Source organism: Deltaproteobacteria bacterium, from assembly GCA_028818775.1.
GTDB lineage: Bacteria > Desulfobacterota > Binatia > UBA9968 > JAJDTQ01 > JAJDTQ01.
In genome coordinates this window covers 15,636-40,403 of record JAPPNE010000048.1, presented here as the reverse complement: position 1 = coordinate 40,403, position 24,768 = coordinate 15,636, and the positions used below count along the sequence as shown (strand labels likewise).

25 protein-coding genes and 2 tRNA genes are annotated in these 24,768 nt (G+C 66.7%); 16 read left to right on the top strand and 11 right to left on the bottom strand.

Annotated elements, in window-relative coordinates; all coding sequences use genetic code 11:
* Nucleotides 1-23: 23 nt before the first annotated feature.
* On the bottom strand, nt 24-938 hold the full coding sequence (locus OXU42_04900) for a xanthine dehydrogenase family protein subunit M (protein MDE0028730.1): 915 nt from the start codon (nt 936-938) through the stop codon (nt 24-26).
* 19 nt (nt 939-957) lie between these two features.
* Nucleotides 958-2,331 (bottom strand): dihydroorotase family protein, encoded by a 1,374-nt coding sequence (locus OXU42_04895; GenBank protein ID MDE0028729.1) that lies wholly within the window; start codon nt 2,329-2,331, stop codon nt 958-960.
* 232 nt (nt 2,332-2,563) lie between these two features.
* Between OXU42_04895 and OXU42_04890 the strand changes: the two genes are divergently transcribed.
* Together OXU42_04890 and OXU42_04885 are read left to right on the top strand one after the other, a co-directional pair.
* Complete coding sequence (locus OXU42_04890; protein ID MDE0028728.1) at nt 2,564-3,712, top strand: ABC transporter ATP-binding protein; 1,149 nt, start codon at nt 2,564-2,566, stop codon at nt 3,710-3,712.
* 94 nt (nt 3,713-3,806) lie between these two features.
* A complete protein-coding gene (locus OXU42_04885) occupies nt 3,807-5,294 on the top strand; it encodes a UbiD family decarboxylase (GenBank protein ID MDE0028727.1) in 1,488 nt (495 codons plus the stop codon).
* A gap of 139 nt (nt 5,295-5,433) precedes the next feature.
* Here OXU42_04885 and OXU42_04880 read toward each other — a convergent pair whose 3' ends face one another.
* The 5 genes from OXU42_04880 to OXU42_04860 form a co-directional block, all read right to left on the bottom strand.
* On the bottom strand, nt 5,434-5,937 hold the full coding sequence (locus OXU42_04880; GenBank protein MDE0028726.1) for a hypothetical protein: 504 nt from the start codon (nt 5,935-5,937) through the stop codon (nt 5,434-5,436).
* Between the two features lie 260 nt (nt 5,938-6,197).
* A complete protein-coding gene (gene metF / locus OXU42_04875; GenBank protein ID MDE0028725.1) occupies nt 6,198-7,064 on the bottom strand; it encodes a methylenetetrahydrofolate reductase [NAD(P)H] in 867 nt (288 codons plus the stop codon).
* Nucleotides 7,061-9,283 carry a xanthine dehydrogenase family protein molybdopterin-binding subunit gene (locus tag OXU42_04870; protein MDE0028724.1) on the bottom strand — a complete coding sequence of 741 codons (2,223 nt, stop codon included), beginning with the start codon at nt 9,281-9,283 and terminating at the stop codon, nt 7,061-7,063. The genes metF and OXU42_04870 overlap by 4 nt, the downstream gene beginning before the upstream one ends.
* Before the next feature lie 20 nt (nt 9,284-9,303).
* A complete protein-coding gene (locus tag OXU42_04865) occupies nt 9,304-10,332 on the bottom strand; it encodes an amidohydrolase family protein (protein ID MDE0028723.1) in 1,029 nt (342 codons plus the stop codon).
* Nucleotides 10,333-10,371: 39 nt separating this feature from the next.
* Nucleotides 10,372-11,088, bottom strand: a complete 717-nt coding sequence (locus OXU42_04860) for an HAD-IA family hydrolase (GenBank protein MDE0028722.1) — start codon at nt 11,086-11,088, stop codon at nt 10,372-10,374.
* A 123-nt stretch (nt 11,089-11,211) separates the two neighbouring features.
* Here OXU42_04860 and OXU42_04855 point away from each other — a divergent pair, with 123 nt between their 5' ends.
* The 6 genes from OXU42_04855 to efp are packed head-to-tail and all read left to right on the top strand — an operon-like array spanning nt 11,212 to nt 14,249.
* Nucleotides 11,212-12,012 (top strand): 3'(2'),5'-bisphosphate nucleotidase CysQ, encoded by an 801-nt coding sequence (locus tag OXU42_04855; GenBank protein ID MDE0028721.1) that lies wholly within the window; start codon nt 11,212-11,214, stop codon nt 12,010-12,012.
* Nucleotide 12,013: 1 nt separating this feature from the next.
* Nucleotides 12,014-12,358: a hypothetical protein gene (locus tag OXU42_04850; GenBank protein ID MDE0028720.1), complete on the top strand. Its 345-nt coding sequence runs from the start codon at nt 12,014-12,016 to the stop codon at nt 12,356-12,358.
* 39 nt (nt 12,359-12,397) lie between these two features.
* Nucleotides 12,398-12,886 (top strand): Rieske 2Fe-2S domain-containing protein, encoded by a 489-nt coding sequence (locus OXU42_04845; GenBank protein MDE0028719.1) that lies wholly within the window; start codon nt 12,398-12,400, stop codon nt 12,884-12,886.
* A gap of 21 nt (nt 12,887-12,907) precedes the next feature.
* The gene (locus tag OXU42_04840; protein MDE0028718.1) at nt 12,908-13,267 is read left to right on the top strand and encodes a Rieske 2Fe-2S domain-containing protein; all 360 of its coding nucleotides are present in this window, start codon (nt 12,908-12,910) and stop codon (nt 13,265-13,267) included.
* Between the two features lie 16 nt (nt 13,268-13,283).
* Nucleotides 13,284-13,628, top strand: coding sequence for a histidine triad nucleotide-binding protein (locus OXU42_04835; GenBank protein ID MDE0028717.1), 345 nt, complete (start codon nt 13,284-13,286; stop codon nt 13,626-13,628).
* 60 nt (nt 13,629-13,688) lie between these two features.
* Nucleotides 13,689-14,249 (top strand): elongation factor P, encoded by a 561-nt coding sequence (gene efp, locus OXU42_04830; protein MDE0028716.1) that lies wholly within the window; start codon nt 13,689-13,691, stop codon nt 14,247-14,249.
* Here efp and coaE read toward each other — a convergent pair.
* Nucleotides 14,182-14,835 carry a dephospho-CoA kinase gene (gene coaE / locus OXU42_04825; protein ID MDE0028715.1) on the bottom strand — a complete coding sequence of 218 codons (654 nt, stop codon included), beginning with the start codon at nt 14,833-14,835 and terminating at the stop codon, nt 14,182-14,184. The two genes, efp and coaE, sit on opposite strands and share 68 nt — an antisense overlap.
* A 104-nt stretch (nt 14,836-14,939) precedes the next feature.
* Between coaE and OXU42_04820 the strand changes: the two genes are divergently transcribed.
* The gene (locus OXU42_04820) at nt 14,940-16,052 is read left to right on the top strand and encodes a DegT/DnrJ/EryC1/StrS family aminotransferase (protein ID MDE0028714.1); all 1,113 of its coding nucleotides are present in this window, start codon (nt 14,940-14,942) and stop codon (nt 16,050-16,052) included.
* Between the two features lie 15 nt (nt 16,053-16,067).
* Nucleotides 16,068-17,888, top strand: coding sequence for a long-chain fatty acid--CoA ligase (locus OXU42_04815; protein MDE0028713.1), 1,821 nt, complete (start codon nt 16,068-16,070; stop codon nt 17,886-17,888).
* A gap of 2 nt (nt 17,889-17,890) precedes the next feature.
* Here OXU42_04815 and OXU42_04810 read toward each other — a convergent pair.
* Nucleotides 17,891-17,966 (bottom strand) — tRNA-Cys (locus tag OXU42_04810).
* A gap of 188 nt (nt 17,967-18,154) precedes the next feature.
* On the opposite strand from OXU42_04810, the gene OXU42_04805 reads away from it, so the two are divergent.
* From OXU42_04805 to ispD, 4 genes are all read left to right on the top strand, one after another.
* Nucleotides 18,155-19,528: a YfhL family 4Fe-4S dicluster ferredoxin gene (locus OXU42_04805; protein MDE0028712.1), complete on the top strand. Its 1,374-nt coding sequence runs from the start codon at nt 18,155-18,157 to the stop codon at nt 19,526-19,528.
* 61 nt (nt 19,529-19,589) lie between these two features.
* Complete coding sequence (gene rimI, locus OXU42_04800) at nt 19,590-20,009, top strand: ribosomal protein S18-alanine N-acetyltransferase (GenBank protein ID MDE0028711.1); 420 nt, start codon at nt 19,590-19,592, stop codon at nt 20,007-20,009.
* Nucleotides 20,010-20,276: 267 nt separating this feature from the next.
* On the top strand, nt 20,277-20,762 hold the full coding sequence (locus OXU42_04795; GenBank protein MDE0028710.1) for a CarD family transcriptional regulator: 486 nt from the start codon (nt 20,277-20,279) through the stop codon (nt 20,760-20,762).
* 133 nt (nt 20,763-20,895) lie between these two features.
* Nucleotides 20,896-21,585 carry a 2-C-methyl-D-erythritol 4-phosphate cytidylyltransferase gene (ispD, locus tag OXU42_04790; protein ID MDE0028709.1) on the top strand — a complete coding sequence of 230 codons (690 nt, stop codon included), beginning with the start codon at nt 20,896-20,898 and terminating at the stop codon, nt 21,583-21,585.
* Nucleotides 21,586-21,608: 23 nt separating this feature from the next.
* Here ispD and OXU42_04785 read toward each other — a convergent pair.
* Together OXU42_04785 and cysK are read right to left on the bottom strand one after the other, a co-directional pair.
* Nucleotides 21,609-21,686, bottom strand: a tRNA-Glu gene (locus OXU42_04785).
* A 65-nt stretch (nt 21,687-21,751) separates the two neighbouring features.
* Nucleotides 21,752-22,672 (bottom strand): cysteine synthase A, encoded by a 921-nt coding sequence (gene cysK, locus OXU42_04780; protein ID MDE0028708.1) that lies wholly within the window; start codon nt 22,670-22,672, stop codon nt 21,752-21,754.
* A gap of 255 nt (nt 22,673-22,927) precedes the next feature.
* On the opposite strand from cysK, the gene OXU42_04775 reads away from it, so the two are divergent.
* Both OXU42_04775 and OXU42_04770 read left to right on the top strand, forming a co-directional pair.
* Nucleotides 22,928-23,359: a DUF1844 domain-containing protein gene (locus OXU42_04775; GenBank protein MDE0028707.1), complete on the top strand. Its 432-nt coding sequence runs from the start codon at nt 22,928-22,930 to the stop codon at nt 23,357-23,359.
* A complete protein-coding gene (locus OXU42_04770; protein ID MDE0028706.1) occupies nt 23,356-24,759 on the top strand; it encodes a DegQ family serine endoprotease in 1,404 nt (467 codons plus the stop codon). The genes OXU42_04775 and OXU42_04770 overlap by 4 nt, the downstream gene beginning before the upstream one ends.
* Nucleotides 24,760-24,768 lie beyond the last annotated feature (9 nt).

Here is a 24,768-nt window from a genome sequence, read left to right as displayed (position 1 = left end):
GAATCTGAAGCTCCTTCTAGTCCCTAGCCATAGCGCCGGTCGCGCCGGCTGGTCCACGGCACCGGGCCGCCGCCCGCGGCGGCATTGAGCAGCGCGCGCTTGGTGTTCACCCGTACCATGGCCCGGCGGTAGTCGGCGGACGAGCGCACGTCGCTGATGGGGCTGCATTCCTCGGCGGCCTTGCGGCCTGCTTCCTCCGCCAACTCCTCGGTGAGCACCTGCCCCCGGAGCACGGCTTCGGCCCGCGGTGCGCGCATGGGAGTAGGGGAGACCGCGCCGAGGGCGATGGCCACGGATTCGCAGCGCCGGTCGCTCTCCGCCAGCACCAGCGTCACTGCCACGCCGATGTAGGCCAAGTCCATCATGTCCCTCGGCGAGAACTTGATGTACTCGCCCACGAGACGCGGGTCCCTCGGCGGAATCACCAGCTCGGTGAGGATCTCTCCGGGCTCGGCCACCGTCTGCCCCGGCCCCCGAAAGAAATCCTTGAGGTCCATGGTCCGCTCACCGCCGCTGCCCGCCAGCCTGGCCCTGGCGTCCAGGGCCAGCAACGCCGGCGCCACGTCCGCCGAAGGCGTGGCGTTGGCCATGTTGCCGCCGATGGTGGCGCGGTTGCGGATCTGGATGGAACCCACCTCGGCGGCGCTCTGGGCCAGGAACGGGTAGCGTCCGGCGATGAGCGGGGAGATCTCCACCTCGCGCAGGGTGGTGAGGGCGCCGATGGTAATGCCGTCGCCGTCCTCGCGGATCCCCGAGAGCGACGGGATGCGCTTCAGGTCCACCACGTACCTGGGCACGAGCCCCTTTTCCTTCATGGCGATGATCAGGTCGGTGCCGCCCGCCAGGAAGTGGCCCCCGGGACCGCCGTCGAGCATGATCCGGGTGGCCTCCGCGAGGCTCGTGGGTTGGTGGAATTCGAGTGGCTCGGTGCGCTTCATGCTTCTCCTTGTCCCTGCATCAGTCCGGTACCGGGTACACCATGCGGCCGATGGGCCCGCCCACCGGCTCGCCGTCCTGCATCTGCACGTGGCCGCGCACGATGGCCGTCACGGGCATGCCCTTGACCTTCCAGCCGTGCCACGGCGAGGGGTTGTTCTTGCTGTGAAGCTTGTGGATGTCGATGGCGCCTTCCTTGTCCATGTCGACGATGGTGACGTCGCCGTCGGAGCCTACCCGGAGAGCGCCCTTTTGGGGATAGATTTGCCACACTTTAGCGGGGTTTTCCGATGCTAACTTCACGTAATGGTTGAGGCTCATGCGGCCCTTGTTGACCTCCGTCAGGATCAGCGGGACGGCGGTTTCCACGCCGCAGAACCCGGAGATGCACTCCCAGATGGCGGGCTTCAGCATGTTGCCGTCGACGTCCGCGCCCTTCTCCTCCAGGGTGTGGGGAGAGTGGTCGGTGGCGATCATGTCCACGTAGCCGTTGAGCAGGCCGTCCCACAGTGCCTCGCCGTGGTCCCGGGTCCGCACCGGCGGGTTCATCTTGAGCAGCGGCCCCACCTTTTCCATGTCCTTGGGCTCCCGCAGCAGGTAGTGAGGCCCGGTCTCGGCCGTGATCCGGAGCCCGCGCGCCTTGGCGTCACGGACCATGCCGGCGGCCTGCTTGGAGCTCATGTGCAGCACGTGCATCTTGGTGCCGAAGGTCTCGGCGAAGAAGATGGCGTGGTGAACAGACTCGGCCTCGCAGATGGCCGGACGGGTGGATTCCCAGTTCACCGGGTCGGTCTTGCCCTCCTCCTTGATGCGGTTCAGATGGTGGTACATGATCTGCCGGTTCTCGGCGTGGATGCACAGCGGCAGCCGGGACTCGGTGATGTTCTGGAACACGTCCTGGCAGACTCCGTCGTCGGGGAAGGGCAGGTTGCCGATGGTCTCGCCGAAGAAGATCTTGTAGCCTACCGCGCCGGCCCGTGCCATGGGGAGGATCTGGTCGGCGTTGGTCTGCACGATCACTCCGAGGAGCGCGAAGTCCACCAGCGACTTCTCCTCCGCCAGACGCTTCTTCTCCTCCACCTGCTCGGGATGAGTCACCGGGGGGATCGTGTTGGGCATCTCCACGACACAGGTGATGCCGCCGGCGATGGCCGAGCGGGAGCCGGTGCCGAAGTCTTCCTTGTGGGTCATGCCGGGCTCGCGGAAGTGCACGTGGCCGTCGATCAGTCCGGGCAGGATGTGCTTGCCCTTGGCATCGATCTCCCGGACACCCTCCGGGAGCGAGTCGTTGGTGCCGATGGCGACGAACTTCTCGTCGTGTATGGCCACCCCGCCGTCGAACGTGTTCTCGGGCGTCACCACGGTGCCGTTCTTGATCACCAGATCTGCCTTCATGGATGCTCCCTTCGCGTCGGATGAACGGATGCCCCGCACACGGCTTGCAGCATGTCGGACGGGCGTCCGCGCGACAGGTTTGTTGTTAGGAAAAAACCGCCCTGAAAGCAACCCTGCCGCCGCCGCGTTCAAGTTGAAATCCGGTGTCGTGTGTGCAATAGGTGGCTCATCCCAGTGCCGGGCGAGCGCCCGCGCCAGGCGGTTCTCCATTGCCGGCAGCACGGAGGTTACGGTGAACGACGACAGAGTCATGGTCGATATCAGGAGCCTCGAGAAGTACTTCGGGGAAGGCACCGAGAGGGTCCATGTCCTCAAGGGGGTTTCTTTGAGCATCCCCGAGGGCTCGCTGTACACCTTCCTGGGCCCCAGCGGCTGCGGCAAGACCACCACGCTGCGCTGCGTGGCCGGGCTGGAGCGGCCGGAGAGCGGGGTCATCGACATCGATGACAAGGCGGTTTTCAACTCCGCGGGCGGCGCCTACGTGCCCCCCAACCACCGTCCCATCGGCATGGTGTTCCAGTCCTACGCCATCTGGCCGCACATGACGGTGGCGGAGAACGTGGGCTATCCCCTGACCATCCAGCGCCGGCCCAGGGCGGAAATCCGCAGCCGCGTGGAAGACGTGCTCAAGATCGTCGGCTTGGCCGGCCTGGAAGACCGGCCGGCCCCCAAGCTGTCCGGCGGCCAGCAGCAGCGGGTGGCCTTCGCCCGGGCGCTGATCAACGAGCCCAAGGTGATGCTCCTGGACGAACCCCTCAGCAACCTGGACGCCAAGCTGCGTGAGCAGATGCGTTACGAGATCAAGGCGCTGCAGCGGCGCGTGAACATCACCACCATCTACGTCACCCACGACCAGGCCGAGGCGCTGGCCATCTCCGACCAGATCGCGGTCATGCACGGCGGCAAGCTCATCGAAGTAGGGGACCCGCACCAGCTCTACGCCAAGCCCAAGCGGAAGTTCACCGCCACGTTCCTGGGGCTGACCAACCTCATCACCGGCAAGGTGGCGGAGGCCGGCGCCAACTCCCATCCCAGCCGCCTCGACACCGAGTTCGGCATGCTCACGTTCAGTCCCGCCGTGCCCATGGAGAGAGGTACCGAGGCGGTGATCTCGATCCGGCCTGAAAACATCACCGTGTCGAGGGAGGCGCCGGCCAGCATGGACAACGTGCTGCAGGGGACGCTTCACGACGCCGTGTTCATGGGCGACGCCTACCATTGCCAGGTCAAGGTCCGGGAGCAGCTCATCCGCGTGCATACGCATCCCGCCAACGCCGTGGCCGTGGGCACCGACGTCTACCTCGCCCTCGACCCCGAGAGCTGCAACGGATTGCCGGCGGACGACACCGAAGGCATGGACGACACCATGATGGGGGACTAGCGCGCGCTGGAAATGTGCGCCGCCGTCCGCTATAAACACCAGGTTATCGCCTTGAAATGACGAGAGAATATCCAAGGAAGGAGCCCGCACACCTATGGCAGCAGTAGAGGCAACCAAGATATCCGAGAAGGAACTCAAGGCCGGGGAAACCCCCAGCTATACCGACCTGCGCGAGTGGCTGGAGATCGTCGACAGCTTCGGGCAGTTGAAGCGGGTCGACGGGGTCGACTGGAACCTGGAGATGGGGACCCTGTCGGAGCTCATCGCCCAGGGGAGCAACGGACCCGTGCCCGCTGTCCTCTACGACAAGATCAAGGACTATCCCGAGGGATTCCGGGTGCTGTTCGCCCAGAACGCTTCGTTCAAGCGCATGGCGCTGGCCCTGGGGTTGCCCCTCGACTACACCGACCTCGACCTGGTCCGTGCCACCCGCGACAAGATCTCGCAGCACAACCCGATTCCGCACCGCGTGGTGGACACCGGGCCGGTGATGGAGAACGTGCTCAAGGGCGACGACATCAACCTCTTGAAGTTCCCGGTGCCGTTCGTCCACGAACTGGACGGCGGACGCTACATCGGCACCGGCTGCCTCGTGGTCACCAAGGACCCGGACGAGGGGTGGGTGAACTTCGGCACGTACCGCGGCATGGTGCAGGACGAGAAGAGCATGAACGTGTACATCTCGCCCGGCAAGCACGGCCGCATCCAGCGCGACAAGTGGTTCGACCGGGGCGAGAAGTGCCCGGTCATCGTCTGCGTCGGCCAGGACCCGGTGCTGTTCATGGTGTCCGGCAACGAGGTGGACTACGGCGTGTCCGAGTACGATTACGCCGGCGGGCTCAAGGGCGGTCCCATCGACGTGATCCACGGCGAAGTGACCGGGCTGCCGTTCCCGGCCCATGCCGAGATCGTCATCGAGGGCTTCATGGATCCCGACGAGCGGCGCACGGAAGGGCCGTTCGGCGAGTGGACCGGCTACTACGCCAGCAACAGCCGCCCGGAGCCGCTGATCCGCGTGCAGCGCATCTATCACCGCAACGATCCCATCCTCACCGCCGCCCGGCCCGGGCGTCCGCCTTCGGACTACTCCATCGCCAAGTGCATGGTGAAGGCCTCTCTGATCTGGGACCAGGTGGAGAAGGCCGGCGTGCCCGACGTCAAGGGCGTGTGGTGCCACGAGGCGGGCGGCGGCCGTCTGCTCAACATCATCTCCATCAAGCAGCGCTATCCGGGCCATGCGCGCCAGGCCGGCTTCGTGGCCTCGCAGGTGCACGCGGGCGCGTACCTCGGACGCTACGTCATCGTGGTGGACGAGGACATCGATCCCACCAAGACCTTCGACGTGCTCTGGGCGCTGGCCACCCGTTCCGATCCGGTGGACTCCATCGACATCCTGCGGCGCTGCTGGAGCGGCCCCCTCGACCCGCGCATCCAGCCGGGCAAGAAGGGCTTCAACTCCCGCGCCATCATCGACGCCACCCGGCCCTTCGAGTGGATGAAGGACTTCCCGCCCGTGGCCGAGTCCACGCCGGAGCTCAAGAAGAAGGTGTACGACAAGTGGCGCCACGTCATCGAGGCGTAGCGCTTCGTTTCGGGACTAATGACACGAAGGGCCGGGGGCATCTTGCTCCCGGCCCTTTGCAATCGGGAGGCATACACGAGGGGGCAGGGGTCGCTTTTGTTGTCCGGGTTGGCGGCAAACGGGGTTAACAGACAACAGATTATTGGTCATCGGTCGCCGCCAAGCGCTTCTTGAGGTCTTGGAAAGAGGCTTCGTTCAGGCCAGTGGCAGCTTCGATTACGTCCCACGTCACACCCACCCGCAACAGGTTTTCGACTGTATTCACGCGCCCTTTGGCTTCGCCCCTCGCTTCACCCTCGGCGCGGCCTTGTTCCCTGCCTTCTTCTCTGCCTTCCTCCCTGCCTTGTTCAATGAGTTGCTGGGCGTAGGACATGATTCCTCCTTCGGGGCTTCCGCGGAGCCGCTGCCAGTGGTCCTGCAGGAGCTGGATTTCCTTGTCGTCCTGGGTGTTCAACAGGTAGTGGCCGACCGTGCCAGCATATTCCCCTTCGCCCGCGCTGCGCAACTCCAACAACAACTGCGCCACCATCTCGATGGCCGCATGGAGTTCCTGCCGGCACGCCGCCATCATGGCCAGCCGCGCAATCCGTCCCTTCAGGTCCCCGCCCACCTCTCCGGGTCCGAGCCGGGTCTGGTCCAGCATGTGGTGCTCGAAGCGCACCATCCACGGCAGGCGGCGCTGGAGATGCCGTTCCGGCAATCCGCTCCCCTCCTGCATACTTCGGCGCTGTACGGAGGAACTTTAGTGAAGTCGACCCGAAGGATGATCGACAAGGGAATTGGCGCAGCAGCAACGGGGATGATGGTGAGAGGAGAATCCCGCAGGGGTCATCCGCGGGTCGCCCATTAGCGACGCCCTTCGGCGCGTGGTTCTCACACCCCACGCATAAAGCGCTACGTACGTCAGCGTCCTCGCAGGTTGGCGACGATCCGCCGCGTCGAGAGGGAGCGGTTGAGGGTGTAGAAGTGGATGCCGGGGGCGCCGCCGTCGAGCAGGGCGCGGCACTGGTGCGTGGCGTGCTCGACGCCCACCTGGGCGACCGCCTGAGCGTCCCCGGCCGCCGCCTCGAGCCTCGCCAGCAACGGCGCGGGGATGGTGGCGCCGCACATCTGGGTGAAGCGCTTGATCTGGGCGGTGTTGGTGACGGGCATGATGCCGGGGACGATGGGGGTGTCGATGCCCGCCGCCCGGGCGCGCGCGACGAAGTCGAAGTAGTCGTGCTCGTCGAAGAAGAGCTGGGTGACGACGAAGTCGCAGCCGGCGTCGATCTTGCGCTTGAGGTTTTGCAGGTCGGCCTCCGGGCTCGGCGCTTCCGGATGCATCTCCGGATAGCCGGCGCCGCCAAGGCAGAAGTCCTTGCGGTCCCGGATGAAGGACATGAGTTCGTTGGCGTGGGAGAAGCCTTCGGGATGGGGTGTGAAGGCCGTTTCCCCGCGCGGCGGGTCGCCGCGCAGCGCCATGATGTTCTCGATGCCCGCGGCTTCGTATTCGTCCAGCAGCGCGGCGATCTCGTCGCGCCCGTGGCCGACGCAGGTGAGGTGCGCCATGGCCTCGATGCCGGTCTCGCGCTTGATGCGCCGGGTGATGGCCACGGTCTTCTCGCGCGTGCTGCCGCCGGCGCCGTAGGTGACGGACACGAAGGCCGGTCCCAGGGGCCTGAGGTTGGCGACGGTCTCGAACAGCGCGTCCACGCCCTGGTCGTCCTTGGGCGGGAAGAACTCGAAGGAGAAGAGCGGGCTTTCCTGGCCGAAACGATCCCGTATCCTCATGTCCCGTCCGTGCCTCCGGCGGTGCGCAGCGCGCGCCAGACGCGCTCGGGGGTGAGCGGCAGGTCGCAGAACTGCACCCCGGTGGCGTGAGCCAGCGCGCCGGTGATGGCCGGCGCCACCGAGAAGATGCCGCCTTCGCCCATGCCGCGGCTGCCGTAGGGGCCGAGACCGTCGCCGTTCTCCACCAGCACCGTGTGGAATCCCCGGGGCATGTCGGTGAAGGAGGGGACCCGGTAGTCCACCAGGTTCGAGTTCACGAGCTGGCCGCCCTCGTAGATCATCTCCTCGAACAGTGCGTGTCCCAGGCCCATCATGGCGGCGCCTTCTTCCTGGCCTTCGCACTGGATGGGGTTGATGGCCTTGCCCACGTCGGCCACGGACAGGTAGTCGGCCACCGAGACGGCGCCGGTGTCGCGGTCGATGTCCAGCTCCACCGTGCCCATGCCCACTTCCCACACCACCGGCAGGACGTCCTTGATGATCTCCGGTCCGACGGTGCCGGTGCCGATCAACTCGCCGGCGGCGGCGCCGAAACGCTTCTCCAGCGCTTCGGCGAAGGACATGCGCGCCTCGCCGCACACCAGCGCCCCGTCCATCAACTTGATCTCGTTGGCGCGCACGCCGAACGCCGTGGCGCCGATCTTGAGGAGCTGGCGCTTGACGTCGCGAGCGGCCTGCTGCACCGCCCGTCCCATGAGCGTGGTGGAGCGGCTGGAGCCGGTGGAGCGGTCGTAGGGGGTGAGGGCCGTGTCCGCTCCGGACATGCGGATGCGCTCCAGCGGCATTTGCAGCTCCTCGCCCACGAACTGGGACAGCACCGTGCGCACCCCCTGTCCCATCTCCGTGCTGCCGGCCATGATGGTGGCGGCGCCGTCGGCCTGGAGCCGCACCATGGCCACGGTGATGGGCTGGCCGCCGGCGTTGGTCATGCCGCAGGCCAGGCCCACGGGCGCGCCGTCCTTCCTCGAGCGCGTCTTCCAGCGGCTGGCGCTCACCAGGCGCTTCAGGGTCCCGGCCAGGTTCACGTCCAGGGGCCGCAGACCCGGCCGCAGCACCTCGCCGCGTTTGAGCAGGTTCTTGTGGCGCAGCTCCGCCGGGTCCATGCCCAGGCTGGCCGCGATCATGTTCATCTGGCTCTCGCCCGCGAAGATGGACTGCGGGCCGCCGATGGAACGGAACGAGCCGGCGCCGCCGGCGTGGGTGTAGACCGCGTAGGCGTCGGTGTGGATGTGCGGGATGCGGTAGGGGCCGAGGACACGGGTGGCGGCGCGCCCGGCCACCTGCGGGCCGTTGTCCATGTAGGCGCCGGTGTCCAGGTAGATCTCCGCCTCCCGTGCCATGAGGGTGCCGTCGTCCTTCACTCCGGTCTTCACGCGCACCCTGGCGCTGTGCCGCCGCACCGTCACCATCGCTTCGGAAACGGACAGGCACACCCGCACCGGGCGCCGCACCTTGCGCGACGCCGCCACCACCAGCGGCTCGATCTTGGCGTAGGACTTGCCGCCGAAGCCGCCCCCCAGGTAGGGCACGTTGAGGCTCACCTTGCTGTCGGGAAACCCGAAGATGCGCCCCAGGTCTGCCTGCACCAGGAACGGGTGCTGCGCCGACGACCACAGGGTGATGCCGTCGTCCCGGTAGTCGGCGATGACGCCGTGGGGCTCCATCGAGTAGTGGTAGATCATCGGGAACGTGAAGTGGTGCTCGAAGATCCGGTCCGACTCGGCGAACCCTTGGGCGACGTCGCCGCGCCGCACCTTCTCGTGGCCGCAGATGTTGCCTTCCCGGTCCTCGTGCACGCGCGGCGCGTCCGGCGCCAGCGCCGCGTCGAGCCCCACCGCCGCGGGCAGCTCCTCGTACTCCACGGCCACCAACCCCGCCGCCTGCTCGGCGGTCAGCGGATCGTCCGCGGCCACCACCGCCACGGGCTCGCCCACGTAGCGCACGCGCTCCAGCGCGATGAGCGGACGGCCGCCGTAGTGGGGGTCTAGGTCGCCCACGTCCCGTCCGGTGAGCACCCCGGCCACGCCCGGCAGCCGCTCCGCCGCGCTCGTGTCGATGCCCGCGATGCGCGCGTGCGCATGGTGGCTGCGCAGCACGTGGCCGTACAGCATGCCGGGGATTTCCAGGTCGCCGGTGTACTTGGCCCGGCCCGTGACCTTATCGTAGCCGTCCACCCGGCGGGTGTTGGCGCCGACGTACTTCAATTGACGATCCGCCATGGTCCCGAAGCCCGCCGATCCTAGAACCCGTACAGCGCCCGGGGGTTGTCGTCGAGGATCTTGGTCACGGACTCGGGGCTCACCTTGCCGTCGTCCTGGAGCTTCTGCAGCGCCTCGATCTCGCTGGAGGTGTCGTGGTGGCCGTAGTCGGTGCCGATGACGATGGTGTCGTCGCCCGTGTACTCGAGCACGTAGTCCAGGTCGTCGTCGGTCTGGCAGGCTACGAAGATGCGGTTGTCCTTCATGAAGCTGCGCGACAGCTCGATGCCGCGCTTCTGGCGGAAGCGCTTGGCGAGGTCGTGGAACACGTACGGGACCCATTGGGCGCTCACTTCGATGAAGCCGATGCGCATTCTCGGGAACCGTTCCGGAATCCGGTCCCAGATTACCGTGTGGAACGAGCCCACCACCGCGAGCTTGAACTTGTTGAAGCCGGGCTCGTCGTAGAAGAGGTCGTGCTGGGTGAAGCTGCCGGTGGCGGAGTGCACGCACAGGGGGATGTCGGCATCGCTCAGCGCCTCGTAGAGCGGCGTGAAGTAAGGGTCGCTGAGGCGCCGGTCGCCGATGAGGCCGGGCACGTACACGCCGCAGGCGCCGTATTGGAGCACGAACTCCAGCTCCTTCAACGCCTCGTCCATGCTCAGCAGCGGCATGGTCGCGACCCAGCGCAGGCGGTCCTGGCCCTGCTTCCAGATGTCGCATAGCCAGCGGTTGTAGCTCTTGAACAGCGCCAGCTCCACCTCGGGCTTGTCCGTGACCGGGCGCAGGAAGATGGTGGGGTAGAGCACCTGGATCGCAACCCCCATCTCGTCCATGTGGCGCAGCCGGGAGGACACGTCCGCCATCTCGCGGGACTCTTCGGGCGTGTCCTTGCCGACGTTGTCCGACTTGATGTACAGCCGTCCGTCCACCAGCCAGTATTCGCCTTCGTCGCCGGTGCCGTTCTGGGCCGTCACGATCTGGGGACGGTAGGCCTTCTCCGCGCCCTCCATGTACTCCCAGGTCTTGTTGGTCTCCAGCACGTGTGCGTCCGCGTCGATGATCGCCATGATCCTACCTCCGGTCGTGTGTCAGACGTTATTAGACGACTAAAGCAGACTCATCAACTCGCCGAGGACGCGGATGCGCGCGATGCCGTCGCTTTCGAGCCCGCCGCTCCGGTCCAGCAGCACGGGGCGGACACCGGCGTTGCGCGCACCCTCCACGTCGGTCTCGGGGCTGTCGCCCACGTGCACGGCCTCGTGCGCGGCGATGCCGTGGCGCTCCAGCGCCAGCCGGAAGATGCCGGCCTCGGGCTTGGCGAAACCGGCGCTGCTGGAGATGAACACCGAGTCGAAGTAGTCCGCGATGCCCAGCCCACGGACGATCTTCAGCACCCGCGAGTCGAAGTTCGAGATCATCACGAGGATGAGGCCGCGCGCCTTGAGCCCTTTCAGGACCGTCTCGGTATCATCGAACAGCGCCCACGAATCGGCGCGGGCAAAGTAGGCGAACAGCGCGCCGAAATAGTCGTCGAAGCGCGGGAACGGGCCCGTGGACTCGAACACGTTCCAGACCACGTCGCGCCACCAGCCCCGCTCCAGCGCCACCAGGCGCGCGCCGTCGGTTTCCGGGAACGCCATGGGCGGGGCGCCGGCGAAGCACTCGCGGAAGCGCCGCGACACCTCCTCGAAGGGCACGTCCTTGCCGTACTGCCGCGCCAGCTCCGCGTAGGTCATGGCGACGGGCTTGACGGACTCGAACAGGGTTCCGGCGGCGTCCAGGAAGACAGCCTTGGTTGTCGGGGCCGGGTCGGGGGGTGTCATGGATGGCACTGCTTTCGCGTCTTTTCCGGGTATTCTGTTATAGTTCAGACAATGGCGGAACCTCATTATGGACCCTCGGGACGAGCTTTGTCCAGCACGCGGTCCCGCGCCCTGGACGGACCCGTGGCGCTCGGGAGGGAGTACGAGGCAGCTTCGGAGGCGGCGCGGGAGGCGGGAGGCATCATCGCCCGGCTCTATCGCGGCGAGTACCAGGTGACGGAAAAATCCCGCGGCAACCCGGTGACCACCGCCGACCTCATGGCCAACCGGACCATCCGCGAGATCCTCGGAACACGCTTTCCGGACGACGCGTGGCTCTCGGAGGAGGACGCGGACAATCCCGACCGGCTGGGCAAGCGCCGGGTGTGGATCGTGGACCCGCTGGACGGCACGCGCGAGTTCATCCGCGGCATCCCCGAGTTCTGCGTTTCCATCGGCTTGGCGGTGGACGGAGCCGCGGTCCTGGGAGTGATCTACCATCCGCTGCACGAGGAGCTTTTCGGCGCGGTGGCGGGAGGCGGTGCATGGTTGAATACGGGGGGCTCCCCTGCGCCGCTCAGCGTGGCGAGCAACGGCGATGACCGGCGCCTGTCCTTGCTCATCAGCCGGTCGGAGCCGCGCCGGCGCCTGGACGAGCTGGCGCGGGAGTTCGAGCTGGAGCCCATGGGCAGCATCGCCTACCGTCTCGCCGCGGTGGCCCGGGGCCGCGCCGATGCGACCCTGACGTTTCGTCGGGTCAAGGAGTGGGACGTGTGCGCTGGCATCGTCCTCGTCGAGGAGGCCGGGGGCCGAACCGCCACCGGGGAGGGGGAGCGGCCCGTGTTCAACCGGCCGGAGCCGGTGTTGCAGCAGCTCGTGGCCGGGAGCAAGTCATCCAACGACAGGATTCGGACGCTGCTCGCCCGATTGCCGGGCAAGGCTTGAGATGGCGGTCTGCATCTACTGTGGCGAACGCGCCGGCCTGCTGGCCCGGAGCTGCAAGGAATGCCGGCGGCTGGCGGAGACTACTCAGGCTTGTGCCGGCCAGGTGGGTTTCAGCGAGTTGCTGGACCGTCTGGAGGAGACCGGCGTCCACCCGGAAAAGATCATGCGCTTTCTCAAGGCCAACCCCCACGGGCGCGGCAGCGTGCGCGACCGCCTTACGGCCGACATGACCAACGAACTCTTGCAGATCATGGGCATCAACGAACGCCAGAGCCCCGACGACGTCCAGCGCATTCGCAAGACAACGGAGAAGCCGCCGGGGTCGAACCAGGGAAACGCCGATTAATCGCCGCGGGCCGCGCCCGTGTCCCGGAACTGACTCGTCATGGAACTGACCCTCTATGCATCGGCCGTGTTCCTGGCCGTGTATCTCGTGGCGTTGACCGTGCGGCGGCTGCGCTTCCGGCGCGACCGCGTGCGCATGCGAAGCGAGGCGCGGGCGGGCGGAAAGGTGGTGGCGGCCGTGGACGAGCTGCCGGCGGGGACGGTGAAGAAGTTCTGGCTCATCTGCGGCAAGTACCGGATCGATTGCTTCGTGATCAATCACGCCGGGCGGTTCCATGCCTACATCAACAGTTGCCGCCATCTTGTGACGCCGCTGGACTTCGTCCGCTACCAGTTCTTCACCGAGGACGGCCGGCACCTGATCTGCGCCACCCACGGCGCCCTCTATGATCCCGCGACGGGGCTTTGCGTGGACGGTCCGTGCGAGGGACTCTCGCTTTATTCCCTGCCGGTGGTTGTGGACCGGGGCGAGATCGTTGTACGTTGTCCGGCCGGGGACTTTTCCTTTCTGCACGAGGTGGCGGACTGAACCGGGTCCTCGACCGGCATCATGGCGCGACGACCTGTGGGCAAGCGGGTCGGCCGCCGGGAGGACTTTCCCGACGGCGCGGCCCGGAAATTTTCGCTCCGCTGCCGCGGAGAGAGCCTCGAAGGATTCGTTTTCGGGTTCCAGGGTGAGCTGTTCGCCTATGTGAACCGCTGCCGGCACGTGTCCTTGCCGTTGGATTGGGTGGACAGCGAGTTCTTCACCGAGGATGAACGCTACCTGATCTGCGCCAACCACGGTGCGCTGTACGAGCCCACCACGGGAGAGTGTCTTTGGGGGCCGTGCCACGGGGAGTGGCTGCGGAGGGTCCCGCTCAAGGTGGAGGCGGGCACCGTTCGAGCCTTCTGCCCGGAAGACGACTGACGGAGGTGAACGGAACGTGGCAGACTGCCTGTTCTGCGGCATCGCGAGCGGGGAAATCCCCGCCGGCATCGTGTACCGGGACGACTCGGTGCTTGCGTTCAGGGACATCGACCCCAAGGCGCCGGTGCACATCCTGATCATCCCCCTCAGGCACATCGGCAGCCTGGCGGAACTTGAGCCGGGGGACGGCGAGGTGCTGGGGCACGCGACGGAGGTAGCCCGGCAGGTTGCGGTGGACCAGGGCGTGGCCGAGAGCGGGTTCCGCCTGGTGGTGAACACCGGCCGGGACGCGGCCCAAAGCGTCCATCACGTTCATTTGCACCTGTTGGGCGGCCGGTCGCTGGCGTGGCCGCCGGGGTGAGGGAACCGGCACCCCGACCGGCGCGGTCGAGGCGTGCCGCACGAAAGGACAAGCGACGACATGATCAACGCGACAGCGCTGCGACCCGGCATGATCATCATCTACGACGACGACCTCTACCGGGTTACCGCCGTAAAGCATCTCACCCCCGGCAAGGGCCACGGCTTCATGCAGACCAAGCTCAAGAACCTGCGCAGCGGCGTGGGCACCGAGCACAAGTTCCGCTCCGACGATCGGGTCGACCGGGCCACCCTTGAGAGCCGTGAGATGCAGTACCTCTACGCCGAGGACGACCGTCACAACTTCATGGACACCGAGAGCTACGAGCAGACGGAACTCTCGTCCGAGGAGGTGGGGGACATCCTGCCTTTCCTCCTGCCCAACCAGGTGGTGAACGTGGAGTTGTACGAGGGCAGTCCCGTGGGAGTGAGCCTTGCCTCGGCCGTGGAGCTGGAGGTGGTGGAGACGGAGCCGTCCATGAAGGGAGCTACCGCGTCCGCATCCTACAAGCCCGCCCGGCTGGAGACCGGCGTGACGGTGCAGGTGCCGCCGTTCATCCAGGTGGGTGATCGGATTCGGGTGGATCCGTCAGAAGGAAAATATATCGAGCGGGCGAAGTAGCCAGGACGGCTTGCCAGACCCGCGCAACGTTCCGTTCGAGTTCCGCCAGGGTGCCGTCGTTCTCGACGACGAAGTCGGCCATCCGGCGTTTCTCCTCCATGGACATTTGCGCCTTCAGGTGCCTTGCGACGTCCGCCTCGGCAAGCCCGTCGCGTTGGCGCAGCCGTTGCTCCTGGGTCGCGCGCGAGCACGCCACCAACAGGACCGGACGGAGCCAGTGATGAATTTTGGCCTCGAAGAGAAGCGGCGCATCGTAGATGACGAAGTCGTGGTCACGCGATCGTTCCACGATGCGCTGCCGGGCCAGGGCGCGGATTCGCGGGTGGGTGATCTCCTCCAGGCGCCGGCGCAGCGCGGGTTCCTTGAAGACGATTCCGCGCAGGTACGCCCGGTCCAGGGTCTCGTCCTTGCGCAGCGCCTCGCGGCCGAACAACGCGACGATCTCGCGCCAGGCTTCCTGGCCGGGCTCGACGATCTCGCGCGCCAGCCTGTCGGCGTCGACGATGGCGGCGCGATCGCTCAGGATCCGCGATACGGTGCTCTTGCCGGTGGCGATGCCGCCGGTCAATCCGATGACTTTGGCCATGGTCCTGCTCCGGGGACGGCGCGCCGGCGCGCCGTTGGCTGGTTGGTACCAAGTTCCCGTATCCGTGGCAACACGAACCCGTGCGGAACGGTGGAATGACGCGCATGGAACTGCCGTTGCTGGATCTGAAAGCGCAGTACGAGACCATCCGGGAGGAGATCCAGGAGGCGGTGCTGCGGGTGTGCGCGTCGCAGCGGTTCATCCTCGGGCCGGAGGTGACCGCTCTTGAGGAGGAGGTGGCGGCCTGCACGGGCGCGCGCTTCGCCGTGGGCGTCTCGTCCGGCACCGACGCGCTGCTGGCTTCGCTGATGGCGCTGGACGTGGGTCCGGGGGACGAAATCATCACCACCGCCTATTCCTTCTTCGCCAGCGCCGGCGTCATCGCGCGGCTTGGAGCGCGGCCGGTGTTCGTCGACATCGACCCCGACACCTTCAACATGGACCCGGAGGCGATGGCGGCGCGCCTGGGCCCGCGCACCCGCGCGGTCATGCCCGTGCATCTGTTCGGCCGCTGCATGGAGCTGGATTCCATCCTGGAAGCGTGCAGCGAGCGCGGCATCGCCGTGGTCGAGGACGCGGCGCAATCCTTCGGCGCGGTCGATTCACGGGGCCGGAACGCCGGCACCGTCGGCGCCCTGGGCTGCTTCTCCTTCTACCCGAGCAAGAACCTGGGCGCCTTCGGCGACGGCGGCATGGTGATCACCGACGACGAGGCGCTGGCCCGGCGCATCCGGCTGCTTCGGGTCCACGGTGAGGAGCCCAAGTACCATCACCGCCTGGTGGGCGGGAACTTCCGGCTGGACAGCCTCCAGGCCGCCGTGCTGCGGGTGAAGCTGAAGCATCTCGCGGCATGGGTCGAGGGGCGGCGGCGCAATGCGCGGCGATACCGGGAACTCCTGGAACCGGTGGCGTCGGAGAACCGGCTGATTCTTCCCGGCGACTGTCCCGGTCACGTCTACAACCAGTTCGTGATCCGCGCGCCGGAGCGCGACCGCCTGCGGGCTTACCTGGACGAGCGCGGGGTTGCCACCGAGATCTACTATCCGCTGCCGCTGCATCAGCAGGAATGCTTCCAGACCCTGGGCTACGGCGCCGGTGACTTCCCCGAGTCCGAGGCGGCGGCCCGATCCTCCCTGGCGCTGCCCATCTACTCGGAGTTGACCGCGGCGCAACAGCAATACGTCGGCACACACATCCGCGCATTTTACGGAAGCTGAAACGGGGGGTACGCCATGAGTCCCTTGTGTTATAGTCCGGCCATGGATTACCGGAGTCTTGCCGACCTGTTCCTGTCCCAGGCCGACGCGCAGGGGGAACGCGTGCTGTACCGCTTCTGGCGTGAAGGGGAGTGGCGCAGCCAGACGTGGGCGGAGGTCGCCGCCGAGGTGGAGGAGATCGCCCTGGGGCTGGTGGCCGCGGGAGTGAAGAAGGGCGACCGGGTGGCCCTCTTCGCCAACAACCGCGTGGAGTGGTGCCTGCTGGACTGGGCCGGCATCTGCATCGGCGCCCTCACCGTGCCCGTCTACCCGTCGAGCACCCCGGCGCAGGTGGAGTACATCGTCGCTCATTCCGGGGCGACGGTGCTGGTGGTGGACTCGCCCGCGGCGCTGGAGCGGCTGGACCGGTCGGGGGCGGGCATGGCGGCGCTGCGGACCGTCGTCCTGCTGGACGGCGACGGCGCACCGGACGATTCGGCGCTCACCCTCGAACGCCTGAAGGAGATGGGCCGGGAGTACGGGCGCGCCCATCCCGGCGCCCTGCGCGAGCTGGCCGGGGCTCTCGGACCCGACGACGACCTCACCATCATCTACACCTCGGGCACCACCGGCGAGCCCAAGGGGGTCCTGACCACCCACGGCCACTACCTGTTCATCATGACGTCCGCCCTCGCCTCCATATCGGTGAGCGAGGACGACGTGGCGCTCCAGTTCCTTCCGCTGGCGCACTCCTTCGGGCGCCTGGAGCATTTCATCGTGGTGGGCCGGGGCTACGAGTGCGCGTTCGCGCGCGCCATCGAGACCCTGTCCGCCGACCTGCAGACGGTCCGCCCCACCATGCTGTTCTCGGTGCCGCGGGTCTACGAGAACGCTCACCGGCGCATCCTCAACCGGGTGGAGAGCGCCAGCCCGCTGCGCCGGCGCCTGTTCCGCTGGGCGGTGTCCGTGGGCAAGCGCTACAACGACCGGGCGCGCCCGGGCGAGCCGTGCGGCCCGTGGCTGCGGCTGTGCCACCGGCTGGCGGATTCCCTGGTGCTGTCGAAGGTCCGGGCCGGTATGGGCGGGCGGCTGCGCATGGCCATCTCCGGCGGCGCGCCGCTGTCGGACACCCATGCCGATTTCTTTCAGGCCCTGGGGGTGTGGATCGTGGAGGGATACGGCCTTACCGAGACCTCCACCGTGACGCACGTGAACCGCATCGACCGCTACCGCATCGGCACGGTGGGTCTCGCCATGGACGGAGTCGAGTGCCGCATCGCCGACGACGGCGAGATCCTGATCCGCGGCGCCAACGTGATGAAGGGCTACTACAAGGATTCCGCCGCGACGCGCGAAGCCATCGACGAGGACGGCTGGTTCCACACCGGCGACGTGGGGTGCATCGAGGACGGCGGCTTCCTGCGCATCACCGACCGCAAGAAGGACCTGATCGTGACCTCCGGCGGCAAGAACGTCGCGCCGCAGATGATCGAGAACCACCTGCGTCAGGAACCGCTCATCAGCCAGGCCATGGTGTGGGGCGACAAGACCAGCCACTTGGTGGCGCTGGTGACGCTGGACGCGGACGAGGCCGGTCGCTGGGCGGAGAAGGAAGGCATCGAGTGGGACAAGCCCGAGGACGCGGCCGCCGACGCGCGGCTCGCCGACCACCTCCGCCAGCGCATCCGCGAGCGCAACCGGGAACTGGCGCCGTTCGAGGCGGTGCGGGACTTCCGCGTCCTGCCGGGGGACTTCTCCACCGGCACCGGGGAGCTGACCCCGAGCCTCAAGCTCAAGCGCCGGATCGTGATGGAGCGCTACGGCGGCCTGCTCGACGAGATGCTGAAGCGGAACTGAGGTGGAGGCGGCGGGCGGATTCGAACCGCCGCATGGAGGTTTTGCAGACCTCTCCCTTAACCACTTGGGTACGCCGCCCGAATCATAACGTGTAACATACGGCTTCGGGGTTGTTCAAGGTGAAGCCCGGACGTTGAGGAAACTCGAAAAATCAACTATTTTGACAGGTAGAGGCTGCAAGGTGCCGGTTCCCGGAACGGACGGCTGCGGATCCGTCGTCCGGCGGCCGGATACGATTCGAGAGCGTTTTCAGGAGCGTTGTTTCCATGGCGACGATGATAACCAGCGACTGCATCAACTGCGGTGCTTGCGAGCCGGAGTGTCCCAACGAAGCCATCACCCAGAACGATGAGATCTACGTCATCGACCCGGTGCTGTGCACCGAATGCGTCGGGTTCCACGACTACGAGGCATGCGCCGCGGTCTGTCCCGTGGACTGCTGCGTGACCGACCCCAACAACGTCGAGTCGGAGACCGTGCTGATCGACCGGGCGCGGGAGCTGCACACGGACGTGGATTTCGGTGAAGAGTTCGAATCCCGCTTCCGCACCGGGGAGGGGGCAGGCGAGGCGGCTGCCCCGGCCGCCGCCCCGGCCGCGCCCGCCGACGCGGCCAACGGCACCACGGCCCCGGCCGCCGCCCCCGTGCCGGCCGCCGCGCCCGCCGCGGCTCCGGCTCCCGCGCCCGTACCCGTGGTCGCGGCGCCGGCTCCCGTCGAAGAGCCCGAAGAGGAACCGGAGCCGCCGCGTGCTCCAAAGGTTTTCCCGGGCCAGTTGCCCATGGGCTTCGACGAGCTGGTGCAGCGCATCCAGACCAGCGAGTCGAGCGTGCTGCGCATCGCGGTGATGCTGTTGCAGCCGCTTCTCGGCGCCTTGCCGCCGGAGTCGCGCGACGATGTGGCGGAGCTGGCCGGGTGGCCCTACTTCATCGGCTCCGCCGCCACGGCTCTCAACATGATGCTGAACCTGCTCCTCTACCCGGTGGTGTTCATCGTCATCGGCGTCTCGGTGGAGGGGCTCGGGCTGGCGTTTGGCAAGGGCGTCAACATGTACATCCTGGTGGGTTTCCTGGTGGCGCTGGGGGAAGTGCTCTATCGCCTGCGTCACAGTGTCTTCAGCGCGGTGCCGGTGGAGGAGGTGACGGTAGGCGGGGCGCTTTACGGCGTACCGCTGGCATTGGCGTTGCGGCCGGTCCTGTCACGCAAGGGCAAGCTCCTGCGCCGGATACCGGTCCCCGTCGAGGGCTTCTACGATGCACGGTTCGTGGAGAAGCTGGAACGTGAGCGCCGTTACGGCCACGCCTACACCGTGCAGGATCTGGGCAAGGCCTATCACCTGCGGCTGGAGTTTCCCACGCAGGTACCGCGCCTCGGCATCGCCATTCCGTCCAAGTTGCCCCGGCGCATGCCCGACTACGACTACGACCTGCTGCTCAAGGAAGGCCAACTGATCGTCAGAGGCCGCCTGCTGGACGACCGGGTGCGCAATATCTCGTCTAGTATCGGCGCCTTCCCCCCGGAGTTCACCACCGTCATTCCGCTTCAGGACCGTGTCTACGGCTTCGCTCACCAGCTTGGGAGCAAGGTCCTGGACGTCCTCCTCCTCAAGGAAAGCGCGGCGAGACTGGGCTGGGTCAGCTAGAACCCTCCTTGGGGATATGCCCGCGAGCGCCAGCGGAAAGCTCGAATTCCGGTCGGTGACCGTGGCGGATATCGACGCCGTCATGGTCATCGAGCGCGCATCGTTCGCCAGTCCGTGGAGCCGGCAGTTCTTCCTCCAGGAGTTGCAGGCGGCGAATTCGCGGTCCGTCCTGTGCTACTCCGACGGCGAGCCCATCGGTTACGTCATCTACTGGGAGCTTGTCGATGAGCTGGACATCCACAACGTCGCCGTGCATCCGGGACACCGCCGCCGCGGTGTCGGGCGGGCCATGCTCGAAGGCCTTATCGGCAGCGCCGCGGAGCGCGGGTTCCGGCGCATGACACTGGAAGTCCGGAAGTCGAACGACGCGGCTCAAGCGCTTTACCGTTCGCTCGGATTCGAGTTCTGCGGCCTGCGGCGCGGGTATTACTCGGACAACGGCGAGGATGCCTGGCTGATGGAGCGAAGGCTCCACGCTTAGGATCGCCGTTCACCCAATAATCTAAACTTTCATATTAAATCATCCACTATAACTCCATGACTTTACACGGGATTAATTTGTTCGTGCATCCCTTGACGTTCTCCTGCCCTCCGATGTATAAAGAGGGAGCCATTGATTATGAAAGAGAACGTCGTTGAGCCGTACATTTCAAATCCTGGCCCACCCCTCTGGAAGCACCTTCCTCCGGATTAGCCGGACTTCTTGCCCCTGTTCCGCATACGGGTTCTGACACTCAAGGAGGAATGAATGTTCAAGGTCGGAGAGAAGGTTGTCTATCCTGCACATGGAGTCGGTGAGATCGAAGCGGTTCGCAGTCAGGTGATATCCGGCACAGAGAAGAAGTTCTACATGCTGCGCATTCTCGATACGGATATGAAGATCATGGTTCCGGTGGACAACGCCGTTGCCGTGGGCCTGAGAAAGATCATCGACAAGACAACCGTATCACGCGTTTACCGCATCTTGCGTGAAAAGAAGAAGGCGCCCGTCGACCAGCAGACATGGAACCGCCGCTATCGCGAGTATACCGAGAAGATCAAGACCGGCTCGGTCATAGAGATTGCCGCCGTGCTCCGGGACCTGTTCCTGTTGAAGGGCGACAAGGAGCTTTCCTTCGGCGAAAGGAAAGTGCTGGACACCGCCAGAAACCTTCTGGTCAAGGAACTGTCCATCGCGCGGTCGCACACCGAGGAGAAGATCATGGAGGAGCTGAGCCACATCTTTACTCAATAACTTCCGTTTCCAGTTGGGGTGAAAAAGAGCTGGGGGATTCCTCCAGCTCTTTTTTGTGGTTCGGTCTTCGGCGCGTGCCGCGTTGTTCTCGGGCCTGTCGGTCAACGTGCGGCAGGGCCCTGTCGGGAGAGCCATGGAGGTCAACGCCATCATCCTGGCCGCGGGCCGCGGGACCCGCGTGGGAGGCCGCGAGCCGAAGGTTCTGCTGTCGGTGGCGGGGCGGCCGCTCATTCTCCATACCCTTGAGCGTTTCCGCCGCGCCCGCGAGGTGAAGAAGGCCGTTCTCGTGGTGCCGCCGGAAGCGGTCGGCGACTACGAGGCGATGCTGGCGCCGGCGCCGGAGGCCTCCCTGGAGATCACGCTGCACCGCGGAGGGGCGCGCAGGCAGGACTCGGTGCGCGCCGGGCTCGCGGCACTGGACCCCGACTGCGACGCCGTGGTGGTTCACGACGGCGCGCGCCCCTTCGCCGCGCCCGAGCTCATCGACCGTTGCGCGCGGGAGGCGTGCGCGGGCCGTTCGGTCACGGTCGCGGTGCCGGCGCGCAATACCATCAAGAGGGTGCTGCGCGGACAGGTCCGGGAGACACTTCAGCGGCAGAGCCTGTGGGAGGTCCAGACTCCGCAGGCGTTCCCCTTGCGCCTGCTCCTCGACGCCTATGCAAAGGCGGAGCGCGACGGGGTGGAAGCGACCGACGACGCCATGCTGGTGGAACGCCTGGGCGTTCCGGTCGGCGTCGTCGAGGGCAGCACCACGAACCTCAAGGTCACCTATCCCGAGGATCTCCTCTACGCCGAGGCGCTGGTGTCCAACGGCGTTGTATGAGGACGGCGGAAGAGTGACGGGAGTGGCGTCCCCGACGGGATTTGAACCCGTGTTGCCGGCGTGAAAGGCCGGTGTCCTGGGCCAGGCTAGACGACGGGGACGTGCTCGGATCGGAAGTTGGCAGGGCTGTTGTTTTATAACAGAAACGCGGACGCCTGTGTAGGTCTCAGTCCTGCGTGCTCAGATAACGCTCACCGCTGTCGCACAGCATGGTGACGACCCGGCTGCCCTTGCCCATGGTCCGGGCGACCTTCATGGCGGCGAAGCAGTTGGCGCCGGACGAGACACCCACGAAGAGACCCTCGTCCACCGCGAGCCGGTGCATGGTGGCGGCCGCGTCCTCGTCGCTGACGGTGATGATCTCGTCGTAGATGGCGGTGTTGAGGATGGGCGGTATGAAGCCCGCGCCGATGCCCTGGATCTTGTGGAATCCGGGCTCTCCGCCGGACAGCACCGGGGAGGCGGCCGGCTCGACGGCGTAGATGCGAATGGAAGGAAACTCTTGCCGCAGGACTTCGCCCACGCCGGTGATGGTGCCGCCGGTGCCCACCCCGCAGACGAACGCGTCCATGTGTCCGAGCTGGCTCAGAAGCTCCGGCGCGGTCGTCCTTCTGTGGGCCTCCGGGTTGGCGGGATTGGTGAACTGTTGCGGCATGAAGAAGTCGGGATGCTCGTTGGCCAGTTCTTCGGCCCGGCGAATGGCTCCGCCCATCCCCCTGGTGTCGGGCGTGAGGATCAGGCGCGCGCCGTAGGCGGCCAGCAGGCTGCGGCGCTCCTCGCTCATGGTGTCGGGCATGGTGAGGACCAGGCGGTATCCCTTGACCGCCGCCGCCAGCGCCAGACCGATGCCGGTGTTGCCGCTGGTGGGCTCGACGATGGTGCCGCCGGGCTCCAGCAAGCCCTTGCGCTCGGCGTCCTCGATCATGGCGCGGCAGATGCGGTCTTTCACCGAACCGCCGGGGTTGAGGGACTCCAGCTTGCCCCAGACTTCCGCGCCGTCCTCCCCGGGGAGCCTCGTGAGACGCACCACGGGGGTGGCGCCGATGAGGTCGAGGATGGATCTTGCGCATCGGGGAGGGGTCGCCATGGGTTTGCCGGGGGTGGGGAGTCGGTGCAACGGGAACAAGGGGTATGATAGGGGGGCACGGCGGCCAAGTCAACGCGGTTTGGCGGACATGGGGCGCCGCGCCCTTTGGAGCGGCCCGTGCGTGCGCCCGCCAACCACGACCTGAGCCGCTTGGCGGCGGATGCCGCGCCACCTTGACACCCCGGTTGGGCGCATCAATAATTGTATGGACGGCCGGATGCGGCAGGTCCGGCAAAGCACAGCGGAGGAGCGTCCATGGCGGAGGAATCCGAAACGCCGAGAGGGTTCAAGGTTCACGACAAGCGCCGGTTTACCGACGAAGGCGAGGCGCGTGAACAGCAGGAAGGCCGCGCCGAGGCCGCGGACGCCGGCCGGCCGGAAGCGCCGGCGGAAACGCCGGGCGAGCCTCCAGGGCAAGCGTCCGCCGCGCAGGAGCTCCCGCCCATCGACTTTTCCACGTTCATCATGAGCCTGAGCACCCAGGCATTGATGCAGCTCGGCGAGATAGGCAACCCGGCGACGGGCCAGGTGGAGAAGGACGTGGCCGTGGCCAAGCAGACCATCGACATCATCGGGATGCTAAGCGAGAAGAGCAAGGGGAATCTCGACGAGACCGAGGAGCGGCTCGTGCAGGAGATTCTCTACAACCTCAGGATGCGCTACGTGGAGGCGGTGCGGAACGCATGACGCCTGTTACGCGAACACGCCGGCGCGCGCGGCCTCTGGCCTGTCTGGCGGCCGCCCTGCTGCTGACCGGAGCCGGGCATGCGTCCGCCAGGCTCAACCTGCCGGATTTCGTCACGCTGTCGAAAGAGGTGCGGCCGATGGTGGTGCACATCTCCGCGTCGGCGTCGGCCACGTCGAGTTCCGGTCCCTTTCGGGAAGGCGATCCCTTCGCCGACTTCTGGCGGCGCTTCTTCGGCGAGCGCTTCCCGCAGAACCCGACGCCGGGCCCGTCCCGGAGCGTGGGCTCCGGTTTCATCGTCGATGCCACGGGCTACATCCTCACCAACGACCACGTGGTCGAGGAGGGCCAGGACATCACCGTGAAGCTGGCGGACGGGTCGGAGCATCGGGCGCGCGTTGCCGGGCGCGATCCCAAGACCGATATCGCGCTGGTCAAGATCGACACCGAACGCAACCTGCCCGTGGCCCGACTGGGGGATTCGGCGTCCCTGGAGGTGGGCGAGTGGGTGCTGGCCATCGGTAATCCGTTCGGCCTCGAGCATACGGTGACTTCGGGTATCGTAAGCGCCAAGGGGCGGCGCATCGGCGCGGGCCCGTACGACAATTTCATCCAGACCGACGCCTCCATCAACCCGGGCAATTCGGGCGGTCCGCTCGTCAACCTGCGCGGCGAGGTGGTGGGGGTCAACACCGCGATCTTCAGTCGTGGCGGGGGCAACATCGGAATCGGCTTTGCGATACCCATCAACCTCGTGAAGCAACTGCTGTTCCAGCTCCGGGATGAAGGCAAGGTGACCCGCGGCTGGCTGGGGGTCGTCATCCAGGACGTCAACGCCGAGATGGCCGAGGCGCTGGGCATGGACGAGGCCCGGGGAGCCCTGGTCACCAACGTGTCGCAGGGGAGCCCGGCCGAGGCCGGCGGAATGCAGGTGGGTGACGTCATCGTGACCTTCGACGGCTCCCCGGTGACCGCTTCCGGCGAGCTTCCGCTGATCGTCGCCCGCACGCCGGTGGGGAAGACCGTGGACGTCGTGATCCAGCGCGACGGCCGTCCGGCGTCGTTGCGCGTGACGGTGGCGAAGCTGGGCGACGACGAAGTCGCCGCGGCGTTGGAGGACGACAACGATCTGGGCCTCACCGTGAGAGACGCGCAGGCGCCGTCAAGGCGCGGCTCACCGAACCGCCGGGGGGTCGTGGTGACCGCGGTGGAGTCGGGCGGTCCGGCGGATACGGCGGGCATTCAAGCGGGCGACGTCATCCTGGAGATCGATCGCAAGCGCATCGACAGCGTGCAGGACTTCAGGCGGGTGGTCGGCGGTCTGGACAAGGGGACCGGGATTCTGTTTCTGGTGCGGCGCGAGGATACAACGCTGTTCCTGGCGTTGCGGCTTCCTCGCTGAAGAACGCCA

Bases quoted from the DNA above. Each gene is read 5' to 3' on its own strand.
- OXU42_04840 (MDE0028718.1), top strand. From the start codon at position 12,908: ATGGCGCGACGACCTGTGGGCAAGCGGGTCGGCCGCCGGGAGGACTTT.
- OXU42_04845 (MDE0028719.1), top strand. From the start codon at position 12,398: ATGGAACTGACCCTCTATGCATCGGCCGTGTTCCTGGCCGTGTATCTC.
- ispD (MDE0028709.1), top strand. From the start codon at position 20,896: ATGGAGGTCAACGCCATCATCCTGGCCGCGGGCCGCGGGACCCGCGTG.
- OXU42_04795 (MDE0028710.1), top strand. From the start codon at position 20,277: ATGTTCAAGGTCGGAGAGAAGGTTGTCTATCCTGCACATGGAGTCGGT.
- OXU42_04860 (MDE0028722.1), bottom strand. From the start codon at position 11,088: ATGACACCCCCCGACCCGGCCCCGACAACCAAGGCTGTCTTCCTGGAC.
- OXU42_04870 (MDE0028724.1), bottom strand. From the start codon at position 9,283: ATGGCGGATCGTCAATTGAAGTACGTCGGCGCCAACACCCGCCGGGTG.
- metF (MDE0028725.1), bottom strand. From the start codon at position 7,064: ATGAGGATACGGGATCGTTTCGGCCAGGAAAGCCCGCTCTTCTCCTTC.
- OXU42_04865 (MDE0028723.1), bottom strand. From the start codon at position 10,332: ATGGCGATCATCGACGCGGACGCACACGTGCTGGAGACCAACAAGACC.
- coaE (MDE0028715.1), bottom strand. From the start codon at position 14,835: ATGGCCAAAGTCATCGGATTGACCGGCGGCATCGCCACCGGCAAGAGC.
- OXU42_04850 (MDE0028720.1), top strand. From the start codon at position 12,014: ATGGCGGTCTGCATCTACTGTGGCGAACGCGCCGGCCTGCTGGCCCGG.
- OXU42_04885 (MDE0028727.1), top strand. From the start codon at position 3,807: ATGGCAGCAGTAGAGGCAACCAAGATATCCGAGAAGGAACTCAAGGCC.
- OXU42_04900 (MDE0028730.1), bottom strand. From the start codon at position 938: ATGAAGCGCACCGAGCCACTCGAATTCCACCAACCCACGAGCCTCGCG.
- cysK (MDE0028708.1), bottom strand. From the start codon at position 22,672: ATGGCGACCCCTCCCCGATGCGCAAGATCCATCCTCGACCTCATCGGC.
- OXU42_04770 (MDE0028706.1), top strand. From the start codon at position 23,356: ATGACGCCTGTTACGCGAACACGCCGGCGCGCGCGGCCTCTGGCCTGT.
- OXU42_04880 (MDE0028726.1), bottom strand. From the start codon at position 5,937: ATGCTGGACCAGACCCGGCTCGGACCCGGAGAGGTGGGCGGGGACCTG.
- OXU42_04820 (MDE0028714.1), top strand. From the start codon at position 14,940: ATGGAACTGCCGTTGCTGGATCTGAAAGCGCAGTACGAGACCATCCGG.
- OXU42_04775 (MDE0028707.1), top strand. From the start codon at position 22,928: ATGGCGGAGGAATCCGAAACGCCGAGAGGGTTCAAGGTTCACGACAAG.
- OXU42_04815 (MDE0028713.1), top strand. From the start codon at position 16,068: ATGAGTCCCTTGTGTTATAGTCCGGCCATGGATTACCGGAGTCTTGCC.
- OXU42_04895 (MDE0028729.1), bottom strand. From the start codon at position 2,331: ATGAAGGCAGATCTGGTGATCAAGAACGGCACCGTGGTGACGCCCGAG.
- OXU42_04805 (MDE0028712.1), top strand. From the start codon at position 18,155: ATGGCGACGATGATAACCAGCGACTGCATCAACTGCGGTGCTTGCGAG.
- efp (MDE0028716.1), top strand. From the start codon at position 13,689: ATGATCAACGCGACAGCGCTGCGACCCGGCATGATCATCATCTACGAC.